General features: G+C 70.6%; 23 protein-coding genes. 18 read left to right on the top strand and 5 right to left on the bottom strand.

Annotation, left to right across the window (positions count from 1 at the left end):
• Window positions 1-66: 66 nt before the first annotated feature.
• From ACFYMC_RS01650 to ACFYMC_RS01635, 4 genes are all read right to left on the bottom strand, one after another.
• A complete protein-coding gene (locus tag ACFYMC_RS01650) occupies window positions 67-1,302 on the bottom strand; it encodes an acyltransferase domain-containing protein (protein WP_388517179.1) in 1,236 nt (411 codons plus the stop codon).
• Window positions 1,303-1,353: 51 nt separating this feature from the next.
• The gene (locus tag ACFYMC_RS01645; protein ID WP_388517177.1) at window positions 1,354-3,153 is read right to left on the bottom strand and encodes a fatty acyl-AMP ligase; all 1,800 of its coding nucleotides are present in this window, start codon (window positions 3,151-3,153) and stop codon (window positions 1,354-1,356) included.
• A 173-nt stretch (window positions 3,154-3,326) separates the two neighbouring features.
• Complete coding sequence (locus tag ACFYMC_RS01640) at window positions 3,327-3,518, bottom strand: acyl-CoA carboxylase subunit epsilon (RefSeq protein ID WP_388517942.1); 192 nt, start codon at window positions 3,516-3,518, stop codon at window positions 3,327-3,329.
• 92 nt (window positions 3,519-3,610) lie between these two features.
• Window positions 3,611-4,177 (bottom strand): hypothetical protein, encoded by a 567-nt coding sequence (locus tag ACFYMC_RS01635; protein WP_388517175.1) that lies wholly within the window; start codon window positions 4,175-4,177, stop codon window positions 3,611-3,613.
• Between the two features lie 204 nt (window positions 4,178-4,381).
• Here ACFYMC_RS01635 and ACFYMC_RS01630 point away from each other — a divergent pair, with 204 nt between their 5' ends.
• From ACFYMC_RS01630 to ACFYMC_RS01590, 9 genes are all read left to right on the top strand, one after another.
• Complete coding sequence (locus tag ACFYMC_RS01630; protein WP_388517173.1) at window positions 4,382-4,630, top strand: hypothetical protein; 249 nt, start codon at window positions 4,382-4,384, stop codon at window positions 4,628-4,630.
• Between the two features lie 116 nt (window positions 4,631-4,746).
• On the top strand, window positions 4,747-6,492 hold the full coding sequence (locus ACFYMC_RS01625) for an acyl-CoA dehydrogenase (RefSeq protein WP_388517941.1): 1,746 nt from the start codon (window positions 4,747-4,749) through the stop codon (window positions 6,490-6,492).
• A 164-nt stretch (window positions 6,493-6,656) separates the two neighbouring features.
• Complete coding sequence (locus ACFYMC_RS01620) at window positions 6,657-7,505, top strand: 4'-phosphopantetheinyl transferase family protein (protein WP_388517171.1); 849 nt, start codon at window positions 6,657-6,659, stop codon at window positions 7,503-7,505.
• An 89-nt stretch (window positions 7,506-7,594) separates the two neighbouring features.
• Window positions 7,595-8,413 carry a thioesterase II family protein gene (locus ACFYMC_RS01615; protein WP_388517169.1) on the top strand — a complete coding sequence of 273 codons (819 nt, stop codon included), beginning with the start codon at window positions 7,595-7,597 and terminating at the stop codon, window positions 8,411-8,413.
• A 37-nt stretch (window positions 8,414-8,450) separates the two neighbouring features.
• Entirely contained in the window at window positions 8,451-9,305 is an 855-nt protein-coding gene (locus ACFYMC_RS01610; protein ID WP_388517166.1) for a BTAD domain-containing putative transcriptional regulator, read from the top strand.
• A gap of 29 nt (window positions 9,306-9,334) precedes the next feature.
• The gene (locus ACFYMC_RS01605) at window positions 9,335-9,604 is read left to right on the top strand and encodes an acyl carrier protein (RefSeq protein WP_388517163.1); all 270 of its coding nucleotides are present in this window, start codon (window positions 9,335-9,337) and stop codon (window positions 9,602-9,604) included.
• Window positions 9,601-10,332, top strand: coding sequence for an SDR family NAD(P)-dependent oxidoreductase (locus ACFYMC_RS01600; RefSeq protein ID WP_388517160.1), 732 nt, complete (start codon window positions 9,601-9,603; stop codon window positions 10,330-10,332). Before ACFYMC_RS01605 ends, ACFYMC_RS01600 begins: the two co-directional genes overlap by 4 nt.
• Entirely contained in the window at window positions 10,332-10,718 is a 387-nt protein-coding gene (locus ACFYMC_RS01595; protein ID WP_388517157.1) for a SchA/CurD-like domain-containing protein, read from the top strand. The genes ACFYMC_RS01600 and ACFYMC_RS01595 overlap by 1 nt, the downstream gene beginning before the upstream one ends.
• Entirely contained in the window at window positions 10,718-11,170 is a 453-nt protein-coding gene (locus ACFYMC_RS01590; protein WP_388517154.1) for a DUF1772 domain-containing protein, read from the top strand. The genes ACFYMC_RS01595 and ACFYMC_RS01590 overlap by 1 nt, the downstream gene beginning before the upstream one ends.
• An 86-nt stretch (window positions 11,171-11,256) precedes the next feature.
• On the opposite strand, the gene ACFYMC_RS01585 is transcribed toward ACFYMC_RS01590, so the two are convergent.
• The gene (locus ACFYMC_RS01585) at window positions 11,257-11,631 is read right to left on the bottom strand and encodes a SchA/CurD-like domain-containing protein (protein ID WP_388517151.1); all 375 of its coding nucleotides are present in this window, start codon (window positions 11,629-11,631) and stop codon (window positions 11,257-11,259) included.
• Window positions 11,632-11,811: 180 nt separating this feature from the next.
• On the opposite strand from ACFYMC_RS01585, the gene ACFYMC_RS01580 reads away from it, so the two are divergent.
• The 9 genes from ACFYMC_RS01580 to ACFYMC_RS01540 all read left to right on the top strand — a co-directional run bounded on the left by ACFYMC_RS01580 (window position 11,812) and on the right by ACFYMC_RS01540 (window position 17,512).
• Window positions 11,812-12,147 (top strand): TcmI family type II polyketide cyclase, encoded by a 336-nt coding sequence (locus ACFYMC_RS01580; protein ID WP_388517148.1) that lies wholly within the window; start codon window positions 11,812-11,814, stop codon window positions 12,145-12,147.
• Window positions 12,144-12,578, top strand: a complete 435-nt coding sequence (locus ACFYMC_RS01575) for a cupin domain-containing protein (RefSeq protein ID WP_388517146.1) — start codon at window positions 12,144-12,146, stop codon at window positions 12,576-12,578. Before ACFYMC_RS01580 ends, ACFYMC_RS01575 begins: the two co-directional genes overlap by 4 nt.
• The gene (locus ACFYMC_RS01570; RefSeq protein ID WP_388517143.1) at window positions 12,575-13,861 is read left to right on the top strand and encodes a beta-ketoacyl-[acyl-carrier-protein] synthase family protein; all 1,287 of its coding nucleotides are present in this window, start codon (window positions 12,575-12,577) and stop codon (window positions 13,859-13,861) included. The genes ACFYMC_RS01575 and ACFYMC_RS01570 overlap by 4 nt, the downstream gene beginning before the upstream one ends.
• Window positions 13,861-15,084, top strand: a complete 1,224-nt coding sequence (locus ACFYMC_RS01565; RefSeq protein WP_388517140.1) for a ketosynthase chain-length factor — start codon at window positions 13,861-13,863, stop codon at window positions 15,082-15,084. The genes ACFYMC_RS01570 and ACFYMC_RS01565 overlap by 1 nt, the downstream gene beginning before the upstream one ends.
• A gap of 72 nt (window positions 15,085-15,156) precedes the next feature.
• The gene (locus ACFYMC_RS01560; protein WP_388517137.1) at window positions 15,157-15,621 is read left to right on the top strand and encodes an SRPBCC family protein; all 465 of its coding nucleotides are present in this window, start codon (window positions 15,157-15,159) and stop codon (window positions 15,619-15,621) included.
• Window positions 15,622-15,632: 11 nt separating this feature from the next.
• The gene (locus ACFYMC_RS01555; RefSeq protein WP_388517135.1) at window positions 15,633-16,094 is read left to right on the top strand and encodes an anthrone oxygenase family protein; all 462 of its coding nucleotides are present in this window, start codon (window positions 15,633-15,635) and stop codon (window positions 16,092-16,094) included.
• A gap of 32 nt (window positions 16,095-16,126) precedes the next feature.
• Window positions 16,127-16,879 carry an SDR family NAD(P)-dependent oxidoreductase gene (locus ACFYMC_RS01550; protein WP_388517132.1) on the top strand — a complete coding sequence of 251 codons (753 nt, stop codon included), beginning with the start codon at window positions 16,127-16,129 and terminating at the stop codon, window positions 16,877-16,879.
• Window positions 16,879-17,211 carry an antibiotic biosynthesis monooxygenase family protein gene (locus tag ACFYMC_RS01545; RefSeq protein ID WP_388517129.1) on the top strand — a complete coding sequence of 111 codons (333 nt, stop codon included), beginning with the start codon at window positions 16,879-16,881 and terminating at the stop codon, window positions 17,209-17,211. Before ACFYMC_RS01550 ends, ACFYMC_RS01545 begins: the two co-directional genes overlap by 1 nt.
• Window positions 17,201-17,512 (top strand): antibiotic biosynthesis monooxygenase family protein, encoded by a 312-nt coding sequence (locus ACFYMC_RS01540; RefSeq protein WP_388517127.1) that lies wholly within the window; start codon window positions 17,201-17,203, stop codon window positions 17,510-17,512. The genes ACFYMC_RS01545 and ACFYMC_RS01540 overlap by 11 nt, the downstream gene beginning before the upstream one ends.
• Window positions 17,513-17,571 lie beyond the last annotated feature (59 nt).

Genomic DNA, 17,571 nt, shown 5'->3' with positions numbered 1-17,571 from the left:
TCGGTCCGGCTCCCCGGAGGTCGGATGGCGGCTCTGGCGCCCTGTCCGTGCACGGGACGGCTGTTCTCAACGCTCCGCCAGCGGCCCCGCGCTGAGCGCCGAAAGCACCCCGGCGAGATACACCGCGTTGCTCTGCGGGCTCCGGCACACCGCCAGGCACTGAGGCCCGCGCGATCCCGCCATGCGCCGGACGAAGGGCATCAGAACGGCCTTCGGTCCGATCTCCACCACGTGACTCGGTGAATGCTGGGACAACAACTGGCGGGTCGCGTCGGCGAACCGCACCGGAGAGGTGATCTGGGTGGTCCAGTAGCCCGCATCCAGCGGTTGTTGGATGCGCCTGCCGTACACCGTCGAATAGAAGGGGAGGTTCGGCGAGGGGCCGCTCAGCCCCCTCGCCGCTGCTTCGAAGCGCGGCGTGACCGGCTCCATCATCGGGGAGTGGAAGGCGTGCGTGACCTTGAGGAAGGTGCTGGCTATGCCCACCGCGGCCAAACGGTCACGGACCCGTTCCAGCGCCTCCAACTCGCCGGACAGGACGGTCGACCGAGCCGCGTTGAAGGCGCCGATCGAAACTCCCGGCTCGGTGGCGCACGCCTCCGTGGCCTCGAACGGATCCGCACACGTGGCCATCATCCCGCCGCCGGAGGGCAAGTACTGCATGTAGGAGCCGCGGAAGCAGACCAGCCGGGCCGCCTCCGCCAGCGGCAGGGCACCGGCCAGTACCGCCGCCGCCAGCTCGCCGATGCCGTGCCCCAGCACGGCGACCGGACGTACTCCTTCCTCCTCCCGCAAGGTCATCGCCAGCGCGTAGCCGACGGCGAACAGCGCCGGCTGGGTCAGCGCCGTCTGGTGCACCCGGGGGTCGCCGCTGAGGATCAGCTCACTGACGGACAAGCCGAGATAAGGGGCGATGGCCGCATCGGCCTCCGCCAGGTGATGGCGGTAGCCGGACAGGTTCTGGTGCAGCCCCGAGGTCATGTACGGATGTTGGCTGCCCTGTCCGGTGAAGACGAAAGCCGCCCGCACTTCACCGGAGCGCCGAACCGCCGCCTCCTTCATGGCCAAGAAGCGGGCCAGGTCGCGGATGGTCGGATGCGCCCAGATGTCCGAGGGATCGAGGAGCGGGCCGAACCGCTCCTCGATATCGCCGTAGAGACCGAGCAGGGCGATGGAATCCAGCCCCCACTCTGCCAACGGCTCGTCCTCCCGGACTTCCCGTCGTACGTATCCGCCGATCCGCTCCGTGAGCCAGGCTGCGAAGACCCGCTCATCGGGATCGCCCGGTGCGTTGGGGTTCAACTCCAGCTCCTTTCGGTATCGTGCGGCCGTCCCCCTGTCCCGCCTCGCGTCTCAGCGCGAGGAGTGACCGGCCGGTGCCAGTAGTGTCTTTCCCCGGCCCGCCGTGTCCAGCAGGTCCTTGTCCAACTGTTGGTAGAGCGGCCGGATCCCGCCGCTGAGGAACAGCCGGCGCATCGCGGCCCGCTCCACCTTGCCGCTGGTGGTGCGCCGTACCGTGCCCGGCCGCACCAACAGCACGCCACCGACCGCGATCTGGAACTCCTCGGCCAGACAACGCTGTACGTCCTTCGCGATCGCCTCCAAGTCCAGGCCGTAGCACTTGTGGGTGCGCAACTCCTGTACCAGTACGATGCGTTCCCGCTTGGCCGCCACCCCGAACGCCGAGCCGGTACCGAAAAGCGTGCTGACCCGCTGCACGGTGTGTTCGAGGTCCTGCGGATAGAGGTTGCGGCCCGCGACCACGATCATCTCGCGCAGTCGACCCGTGACGTAGAGCCGGCCGTCATCCAAGGTGCCCAAGTCGCCGGTGCGCAGCCAACCGGCTTCCGCAGCCGCTGGCCCACCGGTGTCCACGCCGTCCTCCGCGGCCAACCGCGCATCGAAGCGTTCCGCCGTGGCCGCCCGGTCACGCCAGTACCCCCGGGCCACGCTCGGTCCGGACACCCAGATCTCCCCGATCCGGCCCTCGGGCAGATCCTGCCGGGTCTCCGGGTCGACGATCCGGAGCCGTGCGTGGCGACCGGGCCGTCCACAGGACAGCAGGGTACGGACCGGCCCGTCCGCCACCGGCTCGGCCAACTGGTGCTTCTCCAGTGCGGCGGCGTCCACGGTCCGCTCCGCACCACCGTCCCGTTCCCCGGTGACCAGCAAGGTGGACTCCGCCAGTCCGTACCCGGCGACCAGAGCCTGCGGGCGCAGACCAACGGCGGCGAACCGCGCCGCGAAGGCATTGCGGGTCCCGGAGTCCACCGGTTCGCCGCCCGACACGGCCATCCGCAGTCCCGACAGGTCCAACCCGGCTTCCTGCTCCGCCGTGACGCGCCGCAAGCACAGTTCGTAGGCGAAGTCGGGTGCCCCCGTCACCTCGATCCCGTACCGGCCGACGGCCTCCAGCCAGCGCACCGGACGCTTGACGAACGCCTCCGGCGTTAGCAGCACGGAGGTGCCGCCCAGCCACAGCGGATACAACAGCTGACCCACCAGCCCCATGTCATGGTGGAGCGGGAGCCAGCCCCCGATCCTGGACTCCGAGGTGCCGCCGAGCAGGTCCCCGAGTGCTTCGAGATTGGCCAGAAGTGCGCCGTGGGTGACCACCGCCCCGTGCGGGCTTCCGGTGGACCCGGAGGTGAACTGGAGGTACGCCACCGTGTCCGGGTCGAGCTCCGGGCGCCGCCACTGGGCGCGGCCGGGAGCGGCGTCGGCGGCCAGACAGGGCAGCGATCCGTGGCCGTGCCGGGCAAGCAGCCGGGAGACGTCGGGGGCGAGCGCGGCGTCCGTGAGCACCGCGCAGGGCGCGGTCTCCCGGACGATGCCAGCGACCCGCTCCTCGTGATGGCTGCGTCCCCCGTAGGGCGGCACCGGGACGGCGACCGCGCCCGCGTAGAGACAGGCGAGGAAGGAGACCGCGAACTGCCGGCGTGAGGCGTGCAGTAGCAAGACCCGTTCACCTGGCGCGCCTCGGGCCTGAAGCCACCCTGCGAGGGTACGGGCAGCGGCGTCGAGCGCCCGGTAGGAGACCGCGACCGCGTGCCCGCGGTCCTCGCTCTCGGGCAGCAGGAGCAGCGCCTCGCGCTCCGGGTGGAGCTCGGCTCTGTCCAGGATCAGTGCAGTGAAGCTCTCGTGACTGCTCATTCTGATTCCCCCATGTCCTGTAGGCACGGGCACGACGTGGGCGTCGTACCTGTGCCACCCGTTCGAGGAACGTAGGCGCATCGGCTGGAACCGCACTTGACCCGCGCTCAGGGCCCGCCCGGATGACGAGGCCGCGCCTGATCCGGCTGGGGTTGGGAGCCGGCCCTTGGGAGCTACCGCCGGGCGGCCCAGCCGACCCCTGGGCGGGTCCGCCGAGGGCCCGCCCAAGGGGCGCCCGGCGGGTGCGCTGGGCCGCTCGTGGCCCCGTCGTCCTCGCGGGCGGACCGCAGCGCCGCACACAACACGGCTGTCAGCGCGGCTAGTTCCACTGCGTCGGGTTGGCCGCGCAACACCGTCAAACGCATCGGCGTATCGCTGGAATCGTTCATGAGGCGATGCTGTGACCGGGCGCTCGAAGGCTACTCGGGGCTGCTTCGCGGCGCATGGGCCGTACCGGTCAACTCAAGAGCCGGCCGGGCTCCTGGCGTAGCTGCGCACTGGCGGCGAGTTTGGCGAGGCGAGCGCGGAAGCCGGTGGCGTCACTGACCCGTTCCCGGGCCGGCTCGTCGCGCCACCACAGGAGCCCGGTGTAGTCGTCCGGGTCCGCCACGGAGCGCAGCAGGTCACTGCCGGCGAAATCGCGGTCCGCGATGCACTGCCCGACGAGGGAACCGAAGTCCAGCTCGAACCGTTCGGGGTCACCGAGGAGCTTGGCGTGGACGAAGAGCACGTGGCCGGCTTCAGCGCGTCCGGCCCGGCCCCGCATGTGCCCCACGCTGACCAGGAGCTCGGAGTTGGTCGACGGACCGCGGCCGATGCCGCGCCGAAGGGCGTGGGACTCGGTGTTCTCGTGCACGACCCGGAGCAGCCGGTCCAGGGTGCTCCACTGGTCGAGGTGGACGTAGCGATCCGGACGGTCGAGGAGGGCCACCGTCAGCCGGGCGACGAATCCCTTGAGGTCCTCCCGGTGGCGGGCGTAGCCCAACAGATCGCGTTCGAAGGGGCCGGAGTCGGACTGGTTCACGAACCTCTCCATAACCGTCAGCCTTCGACCGCGCTCGCTGTGGGACATTGGCCAGACCCCTTTCCCGGCATGCGCAGCGTCGGCACATGGCACCACAGTTCGCTCGATTTCCACTTGAGTGCGTGGTCACGAGAGTTACTTGACCGGCCGCCGAGCGGCGGGGTCGACCGTGGCGTTCCCGGAGGTAGAAGGGATGTCACGACCATGTCCGAACCACGAACTCACACCCACGGCTTCACTCGAATCGTCCACCGGAGACTGCTGAAACCGGTGTGGAACTCCCTGGTGGCGTACGGCTGGATGTGGCTGCCGGCCGACCAGTACCGGCTCCAGTTCCCGCCCTTCGACGAAACACCCACGGCCGACGGTACGGTGCCCGCCGCACAACGGGAGCCGACCGCAGTGGCCAGTGGCAGGAGCCAGCCTGAACGGAAGCCCTTGAGGGCCTCTTGACTCCCGCCGGTCAGGGGCACTCCCGTCACCCCCGGCCGGTGCCCGAGGACGGACACGGCAGCTCGCCACTCCGTCGACCGCCCGACGGAAAGGAACGGAGAAGAACCTTGACGACGGTGGCGAACAGGGCGGACTCCTCGGAGACCGCCGTACAGGAACGCATAGCCCGACTGGAGCAGGGGTTCGGGGACCTCGACGACCCGGGCAATCCGCTGGGCGCCGGGCAGTTCCTCGCCGCCGACGAACACCAACGGCTGCTGCCGGCCGCCGAGCGGCTGCTCGACGAGTTCAAACTGAACGCCGAGTTCGTGCCCACCGAACTCGGCGGCCGGCTGGACCGGCTGGACGTCCTGGCCCGGGTGCTGCGCGCCGTCTTCCGACGGGACGCGGCACTCGGTCTGGGCTATGGCCTGACCTCATACCTGGCCGCGGTCATCGTCTGGTCCGACGGCAGTGAGCGGCAACGGCGCCAGAGCGCCGAGTTGCTCCTCGGCGGCGGGCGGATGGCCTGCGCCTATCCCGAGCCACCCCAGGGCAACGACTTCCTGGCCAACCGGCTCTCGGCACGAGCCGACGGGCACGGCTACCTCCTCGACGGTCGCAAGGAGGCACTGAACAACGCGGCGCGTGCACAGTCCCTGGTGTTGTTCGCGCACACCGGGCCGCAGACCGCAGGGGCGGCGGCCCCGGGGGAGCTGAGTGCCTTCCTGGTGCCCGGCGCCGAAGCGAGAGCCCCCGGATTCGGGCTGCTGCCCCGCCGGCGCACCGTCGGCATCCGCGGCTGCGTCATCCAAGGTCTGGAGTTCGACCACCACCGCCTCGCGCCCGAGGTGTTGCTCGGCGAGGTCGGGGAAGGCGCGCAACTCGCCGAGCGTGCCTTCCCGCTGACCCGGGGGGCGGGACTTTCCATGGCGCTCGGATGTGTGGACACCGCACTGCGCACGGCAACGGCCTTCGCCCGCTCGCACCGTGCGCGCAGCCGTGCCTCGCTGAACACCGCCCGCACCCGCACCGCGCTCGTGGATGCCTTCACCGACCTCCTGATCAGCGACTGCCTCTCGCTGGTCGCCACCCGCTCCGTACACCTGCTGCCGCAGGAGAGCCGTACGCTGGGCGCGGTCGCCAAGTACCTGCTGCCCACCCTGTTGCACGAGACGGTGTACGACCTGTCCATCGTGCTCGGTGCCGAGTCCTACGCGCGGGTCGGGAACTACGCCATCTTCCAAAAGGCCGCCCGGGACCTGCCCATGATCGGCCTCGGTGCGGCGGGTTCGGCGGCCAGCAGGACCACACTGGTCGCCCAGTTGCTGAGACTGCCGCGGTTGATGGCCACCGCGGCCCCCGAAGCGCCCCCCGCGCTCTTTCGCCCCTTCGAGGCAGACCTGCCCCCGTACCGGCCGCAGGCGAGCGTACTCCCGGCCGGCGGTGACTCGCTGCTGTTCTCATTGGAGCAGTCCGCTCGTGAAGCGGCGTCAGTGGGCGGCGAGTTCGGGGAGGCGTTGGGCGCAGCCGCGGCGGTACTCACCGACCAGTTGCGCTCGCTCCTGCGCTCCTGCGAGGAACTCGCCGCGAGCCCCGCCGGCAGTCCCGTCAGCCCCCGCGCGTACGCCATGGTCGACCGGTACGCGCTGATCGTCGCGGGCGCCGCCTGTCTGGGCGTCTGGCGCCACCACCGGGGGCTGGGCCAGTTCCTCTCCGACCCCGCCTGGGTCGCGACCGCGCTGGCCCGGGTGGCCTCCCGGTTGGAGCGAGGCGCGGTCTCCACGCCCGCCACCGGCGCGGAGCACCTGCTGGGCGAGGTGCTGCACCGCTTCGACGACGCCCGCAGCTACGACCTGTACTCGACCGCGATCGGCAGCTGAGCGTCCGGCGTCCGGAGCCGGTGAGCCCCTACCGCCCGCGTTCCCCACCACCCCTCCAGGAGGTACACCTTGACCAGCGCCGCGGCATTCGACGCCCGCTCCGAACAGGGTCCTGGCGGCCGGAGTCCCGGTCCACCGGCCCCCGGGCGGCGGGGGCAGCCCCGGTGAGGCCACCGACGCGTCCCCTGCGCAACGGCGGCCCGGACGACTCCTGGCAGCCGATCCGTGAGGAAGTGGCCGCACACGGCACCTGCGTGGTCTACGCGGCAGCCGAGGACTGGCTGCCACGCGACCTCGACGCCGCACTCGAAGCGGAGCACGGCGCCTCCCAGCTGGCCGACGACCTGGGCCCGGAGGCGCTTCGCCGGGTCCGACGGATGGCCCACCCGGCCAACCGCTCCCGTTACGTCGCCTCCAGGCTCTTCCTGAAGTCCGCCGCCAGCGCGGTCCTCGGCACCCTGCCCCGGGAACTCGAACTGGCCCACAAGCCCGGCGGGCGACCCCATCTGCGCGGGATCGACCAACTGGACGTCAGCCTGAGCCACACCGACCAACTGCTCGTGGTGGGGCTCACCAGGTTCGGCCGGATCGGTGTGGACACCGAGTACGTGGACCGCCGGATGCTGGGCCTTGGCACCGAACGACAAGCCTGCACCCCCTACGAACTCGACGCCCTCGCCGAAGTCCCCGAAGAGCAGCGCAACCGCGAGCTCGTCCGGTTGTGGACGCTCAAGGAGGCCTACAGCAAAGCGATCGGGCAGGGACTGCGCTTTCGTTTCACCGAGTTCGGTTTCGGCCCGAGGGACCAGCGGCTGCGGATGCTGCGCCCCGACGGGACGCCCGGCACCGGATGGGAGTGGACCTTCCACAGCTGGCTGCTGGAGGACTCCTACACCGTCAGCGCCGCCGTCTACGACCCCGGGTTCCACCAGAGGCCGCGGGAACAGGGCGGCTCCAGCCCTGTTCCACCGCTCCTCCCGGTGCTCGCCGACCCCCGCTCCAGTCCGAGTTGAGCTGGCACCGAGCAGGCGGGGCGACATTCGGAACCCGCACCTGACCGCCAAGGGTCCTGAGCGGAGCCCGGCAGGAAGGGGATTTTGGGGTGCATCGATATCTCGCGGTCCGGCCCCCGGTCGCACCCGCCGGCCTGCGGCTGTTCTGCTTCCACCACGCAGGTGCGGGCGCCATGACCTACGCGGGATGGAAGCAGCGCACCGGGCCGGCGGTGTCCGTACTGCCGGTGCGGCTGCCCGGACGGGAGTCCCGGCTCAGGGAGCCCAGGATCACCGACGGCGATCAGCTGCTCGGTGAGCTCACCGCCGACCTCGCTCCCCTCCTCGAAGAGGACGTGCCCTTCGCCTTCTACGGGCACAGCCTGGGTGCCCTGGTCGCCTACCGGTTCGCGGAGCACCTCCAGAGCCGGGGACGCCGGAGTCCGGCGGTGCTGCTGGTGGGCGCGGCGCCGGCGCCGCAGTTGGCGTCGGCGGTACTCGACGGGCATCGCGCACTGCGCCCCGAACTCCCCGACGGGCAACTGTTGGCGGCGCTCGGTGACGAGGAGGCGATGCCGGCGGCACTGCGCGACCGGCCGGACCGGTTGGCTCTGGTCCTGGCCACTCTCCGCGATGACCTGCGACTGGCCCGCAGCCTGCGGACCGGTCCTGTCGTCCCGCTGTCCTGCCCGGTCGAGGCCTTCGCCGGCACGGCGGACCGGCTCGTCCGCGCCGAAGAGGTGAGGGCCTGGGCACAGTGCACGAGTGCGGCCTTCCGCTTCTGGTCAGTGCCCGGAACACACCAGTTCGTGCGTGGAACCGATCTGCCCCACCTGCTCACCCGGTCGTTGGCCCGCGCGTGCGCCGCCCAACCAGCCGACACCGCCAACGGCGTACGACCCACCGGGCCCGCCGGTCCCGCCCGCTGAGGGCGACCGAGACACCACCACAAGGAGCTGTTCACCCATGGACATCAGCGTGCTCGGTCCCTTCCGAGCCACCCAGAACGGCGTGCCGCTGCATCTGACCGCGGTCAAACCGCGCAAGGTGTTCGCACTGCTCGCCCTCCAGGCCGATCAGGTCGTCTCCGTGGACTCCCTCGTGGAGGAAGTCTGGGGAGAGAGCCCACCGCGCAGTGTGCAGACCACGCTCCAGACGTACATCCTCCAGATCCGCCACCTGATCGCCGGTGCCCTCGCGGAGGACCCGTTGACCGCCGCCGGCCTCGCGCTCGGAGCCAAGAGCGTGCTGGTCACCGAGCCGGGCGGGTACCGTCTCGACAGTCAGGGCGGGCTGATCGACGTACTGGAGTACGACGCCCTGTCCACGGCCGGGCACCGGGCGCTGGAGCACGGCGACTGGGTCGAGGCGTCCTCCTACCTGGGGCGGGCGCTGTCGCTGTGGCATGGCAAAGCCCTCGCCGACGTGCAGCACGGGCCGCTCCTGGAAGTCGAGGCGACCCGCCTGGACGAGTCGAAGATGAGCGTCCTTCACCGCCGAATCGAGGCGGACCTGAGGTTGGGCCGCCACCATGAGCTCATCGGGGAACTCTCCGGGCTGGCCGCCCGGCACCCCCTGCACGAAGCCGTGCACGAGCAGCTGATGCTCGCGCTGTACCGGGCGGGGCGGCGCAGCGACGCCCTGGGCGTCTACCGCCAGCTGCGCGGATCCCTCAACCAGAGCCTGGGACTGGATCCCTCGCCCAACATCGAGCACCTCCACCGGGCGGTGCTCGACTCCTCCCCGCAGCTCGACCTGGAAGGGACGGCGCTGCTGTCCGGCCGCACGGTCGGCGGTCCCCTCCTGGCCCGGGCGAACTGAATCCCCAGATCCTTGCGAAAGGAAGCATCGTGAGCGACATCAACCTGGCCGAACTCGGCGAACTGCTGCTTGAGTGCGTCGGAGCACCGGAGGAAGGCATGGCCTTCGAGGGCGAAGACGCACTGGACACGCCGTTCCTGGAGTTCGGCTACGACTCCCTCGCCCTGCTCCAGGTCACCAGTGTGATCAACCGCAAGCACGGCATCGTGCTCAGCGACGACGCGGTGGCCGAGGCAGAGACCCCGCGGATGCTGCTGCAGATGATCAGCACGGCACCGCGCGCGGGGGCCGTGCGGTGACGACCGGCAGCGCGCAGAGCACCTTCGAGGGCCGCCGCGTCCTGATCACCGGTGGTACCCGCGGCATCGGCCGGGCGACGGCGCTGTCCTTCGCCCGCGCCGGCGCCCGGGTGTTGGTCTCCTTCCGGAGCGACCCGGAGCAGGCGAAGTCCCTCGGGGACGGGTTCGAACTGGTCCAGGCGGACCTGACGTGCCGGGAGGGCGCCGAGCTGCTCGCCGCCGAGGCGCGCGAACGGCTCGGCGGGCTCGACGTACTCGTCAACAACCTGGGCGTGGACGGACACGCCCCTTTCGACCGGCTACCGGAGTCCGAGTGGCACCGGCTGCTCGACCACAACGCCACCTCGGCCTACCTCGTCACCCAGTGCGCACTGCCGCTGCTGGGCGAGGGCTCCTCGGTGGTCAACATCGGTGCCTCGGTGGCGCTGCGGGGGCGGCCGAACGGCGTCCACTACAGCACCTCCAAGGCGGCCCTGGTCGGTTTCACCCGGGCCCTGGCCAAGGAGCTGGGCCCGCGCGGAGTCCGCGTGAACCTGGTGGCCCCCGGGGTGACCGAGACGGAGCCGGGCGCCGGCCTGCCTCCCCAACTCGCGCAGAAACTGGCCGGTCTGACCGCCCTGGGGCGGCTGGGCACCCCCGAGGACGTCGCCGGTGCCGTGCTCTACCTGGCGGGGGACACCGCGGCCTACGTCACCGGCACAACCATCGAAGTCGACGGAGGAATCTGATGCCTTACGCAGCCATCACCTACCGGGTCAAGCCCGGTCACGAGGAGGAGATCGCGGAGATCTTCGCTGACTTCCAGCGGGTGGACCGGCCCGACTACGCCAAAGACTCCGGCGAGCGGGCCGGCCGGCTGCTGGGCACCGCCGTATTCGTCAAGGACGACATCGTCGTGCGCGTCATCCACTACGAGGGTGACTTCACCGCCGTGGGCCGGCACATGGCGGCCCAGCAAGGCGTCCACGTACTGGAGGCCAAGCTGGCGCCGTACCTGGCCGAGGAGCGGGACACCACGTCACCGCAGGCGTTCGCCGAGTACTTCAAGAACGCGACGATGCGTCGGGTCCAGCAGCTCACCGTGGACACCCACCCGGTGGGGGCCACGACGTGATGAACGAGGTCCTGGGTGTCGCTGCCCTGCTCGGCAGCGGCGTCACCGCGGGAGTGCTCTTCGCCGTCGCGCTGAGCGTCCTGCCGGCACTGTTCGCCATGGAGACGGGTACGTACGTCTACGCGCACAAGCTGCTGGGGCGGAACTGGGACCCGACCATGCCGGTGATCGTCCTGAGCAGCACCGTGGTGACCGCGGTGCTCGCGGTGGTCACCGACGGCCCGGCCCGCCCGCTGTTCATCGCGGCGGCGGTGCTGCTGCTGGGCGTCTCCGGGGTTTCGCACCTGTGCAACGTCCCGATCAACCGCCGGGTGAAGGCGGTCAGTGACCCCCAGGTCATTCCGCCCGATTGGCAGGACCCCCGGCCGCTGTGGCGCAGGTACCACTACCTGCGCACGGCTCTCTCGGTCATCGCCCTGCTGTGCACGGCGGCAGGTGTGGCCGCGCTCTGAGAACGGATCGACCCGGAGGCCGGCCCCGCGTACTCCCGCGGGGCCGGCCTCCGTTCGTACGGGGCAGGCCCCGGGAGTCTCCGCGCCTAACGAGGCAGGTCACGGGAGGAGAACTGGACCACCGTGTTCAGCAGGCTGCGCCGGAACGTGTCCACGAACCCCTCGGGGGTGTCGGTGTCGCGGGGACGGGACAGGTAGGGCTTGATCTTGGCCTCGAAGTCGAGGACGCCCGGCTGGCCGGCCATGTGGCGGGCCACCGCGTCCAGGTCGCCGGTGTACTCGATGACCCGGACCAGGGTGTCGTCGCGGATGAAGACCGCGGTGGCCAGCAGGGTGCCGGCCGGTGCCCCGGAGGAGTCCTTGACCTGGTTCCCCTTCACCCGCTTGAACCCGCGGAAGATCTCGGTCAGTTCGCTCTCATGGCCGGGCTCTACGTCGTAGGTGATCGCTGCGAACGGCATGTCTTGTCCCCTCCGGGGTGGTGGCGTGCGGCTGCGCCCAGGGGACCCGCTCGGGAACGCGGCCTGCTCAAGGAGCACTTGAGGAGCCGACGCCAGCGGCGCTGGAGGCGGTTTCGAGCCACTCTCCAGAACGGGATGGGACTTTCCGTTCCGACAGCCGAACCCTCGGGAGGGACCACCGTGCATCGCACCCTGATCGTCGCCAAGTTGCGGCCGGGGAAGACGGACGACATCGCCGACATCTTCGGGGAGTCAGACGCAACCGACCTGCCGCACATGATCGGCGTTTCGCGCCGCACCCTCTTCAAGTTCCACGGCCTGTACTTCCACTTGGTCGAGGCGGACGAGGACATCAACGCGAATCTCTACCGGGCCCGCAGCCACCCGCTCTACGACGACATCAACACCAAGCTCGCCCAGTGCGTGGAGCCCTACGACCCGGACTGGAAGGAACCGAAGGACGCGATGGCTGACCCCTTCTACATCTGGACCAAGGACGGAGGGCGGGTCAAGTGACCACCGCCATTTCTCGCACCGTGAAGGTGGCCGCCGACGAGGTCGAGGCCAACACCAAACGCGGCGGTGACATCCGTGTCACCCTCAGCCCCAAGACCGTGGGCTGCACCTCCGGCTTCGGCGGAGTGATGACCCTGGACCCGGCCGACTGGGTGACCGAGCACTACCACCCGTACTCGGAGGAGTTCCTGCACGTCATCGACGGAACCCTGGAGATGACCCTCGACGGCCAGAAGGTGGTGCTGAACGCCGGCGACTCGCTCCTGGTGCCGATCGGCGTGCGCCACCGCCTGGTCAACGTCGGCGAGGTCACCGCGCGCTGCTCCTTCCACCTCTCGCCGCTCGCCCCCAAGCCCGAGTACGGGCACGTGGACACCGAACTGGCGCAGCGCCCCGAGCAGTCCAATCCCGATGTCGGCGGTGCCCGGTGAGCCGACGCGCCGTCATCACCGGTATCGGTGCGGTCGCGCCGGGCGGGGTGGGCCGCGAGGCGTTCTGGGACACCCTGTCGGCGGGCCGCACGGCCACCCGGCGGATCTCGTTGTTCGATGCGAGCGCTTTCCGCTCGCAGGTGGCTGCAGAGGTCGACTTCGACCCGGCCGCCGCCGGCCTCACCCCCCGGCAGGTCCGCCGGATGGACCGGGCCGCGCAGTTCGCGGTGGTCTCCGCCCGGGAAGCGGTCCTCGACAGCGGAGTCGAGCTGTCCGCGATCGCCCCCGAGCGGCTCGCGGTCTCCATCGGCAGCGCGGTCGGCAACACCATGGGCCTGGAGGAGGAGTACGTCACCCTCTCCGACGGCGGCCGCAAGTGGCTCGTCGACCACGAGTACGGCGTCCCCCACCTGTACGGCTACATGATCCCCTCGACCCTGGCAGCCGAGGTCGCCTGGGAAGTGGGCGCCGAGGGGCCGGTGGCGCTGATCTCCACCGGCTGCACCTCGGGCCTGGACTCCATCGGGCACGCCGTACAACTCATCGAGGAGGGCACGGCGGACATCGCGATCGCCGGTGCCACCGACGCGCCGATCTCACCGATCACCTCCGCCTGCTTCGACGCCATCAAGGCCACCACGCCCAACAACGACGACCCCTCCCACGCCTCCCGCCCCTTCGACGGGAACCGGGACGGGTTCGTACTCGCCGAGGGCAGCGCGGTGATGGTCATCGAGGAACGCGAGGCGGCCCTCGCCCGCGGTGCCCGCGTCTACGCCGAGATCGTCGGCTTCGCCGGACGCAGCAACGCGTACCACATGACCGGTCTCAAGCCGGACGGCCGCGAGATGGCCGAGGCCATCACCGTCGCCCTGGACCAGGCGAAGCTCGACCCGACCGCGGTGGGCTACATCAACGCGCACGGCTCGGGGACCAAGCAGAACGACCGTCACGAGACCGCGGCCTTCAAACGCAGCCTGGGCAATCACGCCTACGAGGTCCCGGTGAGCTCCATCAAATCGATGGTCGGGCACTCCCTGGGCGCGATCGGCTCCATCGAGGTGGCGGCCTGCGCCCTGGCGCTGGACCGGCAGGTCGTGCCGCCCACAGCCAACCTGAAGACGAAGGACCCGCTCTGTGACCTGGACTACGTCCCGGTCACCGCCCGGGACCACGCCATGGACGTGGTGCTGAGCGTGGGCAGCGGGTTCGGCGGATTCCAGACCGCGATGCTGCTCGCCCGGCCGGGTTCGGCCGCCGCAGCGGCAGGGAGGAGCGCGTGATGACGACCACCGCCCATGCGGCGCCGGTCATCACGGGACTGGGGATCTTCGCGCCCACCGGGATCGGCGTCGAGGCCCACTGGGCCTCGGTACTGGCTGGGAAGTCCGGCATCGGGCGGATCGGCCGCTTCGACCCCTCGACCTACCCGGTGCGCTACGCCGGGCAGGTGCCGGGCTTCACCGCGGGGGAGGAGGTGCCCAGCCGGCTGATCTCGCAGACCGACCACTGGACCCACCTGGCGCTCGCCGCCGGTGAGGCCGCGCTCGCCGACTGCGGAGCAGACCTCACGGCCATCCCCGAGTACGAGATGGCCGTGGTCACCTCTTCCTCCTCGGGCGGCACGGAGTTCGGGCAGAAGGAGATGACGGCGCTCTACCAGAACGACCCGAGCTGGGTCGGCGCCTATCAGTCCATCGCCTGGTTCTACGCGGCCACGACCGGTCAGTTGTCCATCCGGCACAAGATGCGTGGACCCTGCGGGGTGATCGCCGGTGAGCAGGCCGGCGGACTGGACGCGATCGGGCAGGCCCGGCGCCTCACCCGCAAGGGTTCCCGGCTGGTCGTCACCGGCGGCACCGACGCGAGCCTGTGCCCGTACGGGCTGACCGCCCAGCTGTCCACCCGCAAACTGTCCACGGTGCCCGATCCGGAGCGTGCCTACGTCCCCTTCACCGCCGAGGCCAGCGGCTACCTGCCGGGCGAAGGCGGGGCCATCTTGGTGCTGGAGAGCGCCCAGGCCGCCGCCGAACGCGGCGCCGAGGGCTACGGACGGGTCCTGGGTCATGCCTCCGGTTTTGATCCGGCCCCCGAGTCGGGGCGCCCCCGGGTCCTGCTGCGCACCGCTCAACAGGCCGTCCAGGACGCCGGACTGGCCGCCTCGGACATCGACGTGGTCTTCGCGGACGCCTCCGGGCTGCCCGAGGACGACCGTGACGAAGCCGAGGCCCTGGTCTCCCTGTTCGGGCCGCAGGGCGTTCCCGTCACCGCACCCAAGACGCTCACCGGGCGGCTCTACGGCGGTGGCGCGCCACTGGACGTCGCGACCGCGCTGCTGGCCCTGCGCGAGGGCGTCATCCCACACACCCCGCACGTCACACGGGCCGCCGATGACTACGCCATCGACCTGGTCACCGGTGCCCCCCGGGAGGCCGCGCTGCGCCACGCGCTGGTCCTCGCCCGCGGCCACGGCGGATTCACCTCCGCCCTGGTCCTCGGCCGCTGACCGGCGGATCGGCGCCGCCGACCCGTTCACCGAGCACGCAGGTATCCGACACGCATCAAGGAGTACGCAGCCGTGGCTGGACACACCGACAACTCGATCGTCATCGACGCCCCCATGGACCTCGTGTGGGACCTCACCAACGACGTCCCCAACTGGCCCAACCTGTTCAGCGAGTACGCCTCGGCCGAGGTCATCGAGCAGAGCGGCGAGAGCGTCGTCTTCCGCCTCACGATGCACCCCGACGAGGAGGGCAACGTCTGGAGCTGGGTCTCGCGCCGCACCGGCGACCCAGTCGCCCGCACCGTGCGCGCCGAGCGCGTGGAGACCGGACCGTTCGAGTACATGAAGATCTACTGGGAGTACCTCGAAGAGCCCACCGGCGGAGTCCGGATGCGCTGGGTCCAGGACTTCCACATGCTGCCCCAGGCGCCGGCGACGGACGCCGCCATGACGGAGCACCTCAACCGCAACACCAAGATCCAGATGGCGCTCATTAAGGACCGGGTCGAGGCCGAGGCCCGCGCCCTCGTGCGCTGAGGGAGCCAGGCGTGCTGACCTACCTGGCCCCGCTGCTCCTGCTGATGAACGGGCTGGCCGCCGGGGTGCTCTTCGGAACCCAACTCGGCGGCTTCCCCTACCTGGCCACCTTGCCCCACGACCGCTACGTCAGCGCTCACGCGTTCTTCGGTACGCGCTACGACCCGGCCATGCCCATCTGCCTGGTCGGCACCCTTCTGCTGGACGCGGTCCTCGCGATCACCACGGCGAGCACCGGGGCGCGCGCCCTCTTCGCCGCTGGCGCACTCCTGGCGGCCATCACGGCGGTCATCTCGGTCACCAAGAACGTCCCGGTCAACCGGTGGATGCGCACCCTCGACCCGGAGAACCTACCGGCCGACTTCGCGGCCAGGGACCCCCGCCCCAGCTGGGGTGCCTGGAACAGGCGCCGTAGTTGGCTGACCATCGCCGCGCTCGGGGTGAACTGCACCGCGCTCGGCTTCCTGCTCTGACCCACGCACACCCCAATTCGGAGGAGAACGTCATGGATCTCGGCATCCGGGGCAAGAAGGCCCTGGTCACCGGCGGTACCCGCGGGGTGGGCCGGGGCGTCGTCCTCGCCCTCGCCAAGGCTGGCGTCGACGTCATCACCTGTTACCAGCGCGAGAGCGAGTACGTCGCCTCCCTGGAGCGGGAACTCAAGGAGATCGGCGGCGACCACCACGTGTTGCGCGCCGACCTGTCGCAGCCGCAGGACATCGCCGCGCTGCTGGAAAGGGCTCGCGAACTGTACGGGAAGCTGGACCTGCTGGTGAACAACGCCGGCACCATCAGCCACGTCCCCTACAAGGAGCTGCCCGTCGAGGAGTTCGAGCGGATCTTCGCCACCAACGTCACCGGCGCCCACCTGGTGATCCAGCACGCGCTGCCGCTGCTCGGCGAGGGCTCCTCGGTGGTCTCCATCGGCTCCCGCGCCGTAGAGGCGGGCATCCCGCTGCGCGCTCACTACACCGCGACCAAGGCGGCCCTGGTCGGCCTGAGCCGGTCGCTGGCCAAGGAGTTCGGGCCGCAGGGCATCCGCTTCAACGTGGTCGCGCTCGGCGTCATCGAGACCGAGAACTTCCACGCCATGCCCGCCGACCAGCAGGAGCTGATGGCGCAGCGGTACGGGGCGAAGACCGCACTGGGTCGGCTCGGTACCCCGGACGAGGTGGCCGGCGCCATCCTGTGGCTCGCCAGCGACCTGTCCCGGTACGTCACCGGCAACACCATCGGCGTGGACGGGGGCATTTCGTAATGGCGTACCGGGTGATGCTGCGCATGGAGGTCGTCTCGGGCCGAGAGGCCGATTTCGAGGAGGCCTGGCGCGCTGGAACCGAGGCGGTCACGGGGCATCCGGCGAATCTGGGCCAGTCGCTCTCCCGCGAGGACCCCCGTACGGCCGGTGAGTCCAGCATCTACGTGATCATCAGCGACTGGACGGACGAGGAGCGCTTCCTGGAGTTCGAGACCAGCCCGGCGCACCTCGAACACCGGGCCACCTTGCACCCGTTCCGCAAGGGTGGCGCCTTCCACGTCATGAACGTGGTGACCTCCATCGAGGGCAAGGCGGCGGCCGGTGTCCGGTGAGGTCCTCGTCCTCGTCCACCAGGCGGCGTACGACGAGGAGCAACTGACCGCCGTGCGGGAGGCGTACCACCTGGTCAGCAAGCGGCTCGCGGCGGTACCGGGCATGCTCGGAAACGAACTGCTGCGCTCCCCCCACGATCCGACCGCCCTCGCCGTGGTCAGCCGCTGGGAGTCGCTGGCCGCCTTCCGCACGTGGGAGGCGGGCGCGGACCACCGCCAGGACACCGCGCCGCTCCGCCCCTACCGCGACACCCGCACCAGTTCGCCCTTCGCCGTGTACGAGGTCGAAGCCGCGTACTGAGGGCGCCCCGGGCCCGCGCCTGCCCTGGGCCCGGGCGCCCGGTACCCGCCCGCGCGGCG

It is taken from the genome of Streptomyces sp. NPDC006879 (genome assembly GCF_042869595.1).
Lineage (GTDB): Bacteria > Actinomycetota > Actinomycetes > Streptomycetales > Streptomycetaceae > Streptomyces.
The sequence above is the reverse complement of the archived record's forward strand: the minus strand, read 5'-3'. Positions and strand labels throughout refer to the sequence as shown.

Bases quoted from the DNA above. Each gene is read 5' to 3' on its own strand.
- ACFYMC_RS01645 (WP_388517177.1), bottom strand. From the start codon at position 3,153: ATGAGCAGTCACGAGAGCTTCACTGCACTGATCCTGGACAGAGCCGAG.
- ACFYMC_RS01640 (WP_388517942.1), bottom strand. From the start codon at position 3,518: ATGCGTTTGACGGTGTTGCGCGGCCAACCCGACGCAGTGGAACTAGCC.
- ACFYMC_RS01630 (WP_388517173.1), top strand. From the start codon at position 4,382: ATGTCCGAACCACGAACTCACACCCACGGCTTCACTCGAATCGTCCAC.
- ACFYMC_RS01610 (WP_388517166.1), top strand. From the start codon at position 8,451: ATGGACATCAGCGTGCTCGGTCCCTTCCGAGCCACCCAGAACGGCGTG.
- ACFYMC_RS01595 (WP_388517157.1), top strand. From the start codon at position 10,332: ATGCCTTACGCAGCCATCACCTACCGGGTCAAGCCCGGTCACGAGGAG.
- ACFYMC_RS01590 (WP_388517154.1), top strand. From the start codon at position 10,718: ATGAACGAGGTCCTGGGTGTCGCTGCCCTGCTCGGCAGCGGCGTCACC.
- ACFYMC_RS01585 (WP_388517151.1), bottom strand. From the start codon at position 11,631: ATGCCGTTCGCAGCGATCACCTACGACGTAGAGCCCGGCCATGAGAGC.
- ACFYMC_RS01565 (WP_388517140.1), top strand. From the start codon at position 13,861: ATGACGACCACCGCCCATGCGGCGCCGGTCATCACGGGACTGGGGATC.
- ACFYMC_RS01550 (WP_388517132.1), top strand. From the start codon at position 16,127: ATGGATCTCGGCATCCGGGGCAAGAAGGCCCTGGTCACCGGCGGTACC.
- ACFYMC_RS01545 (WP_388517129.1), top strand. From the start codon at position 16,879: ATGGCGTACCGGGTGATGCTGCGCATGGAGGTCGTCTCGGGCCGAGAG.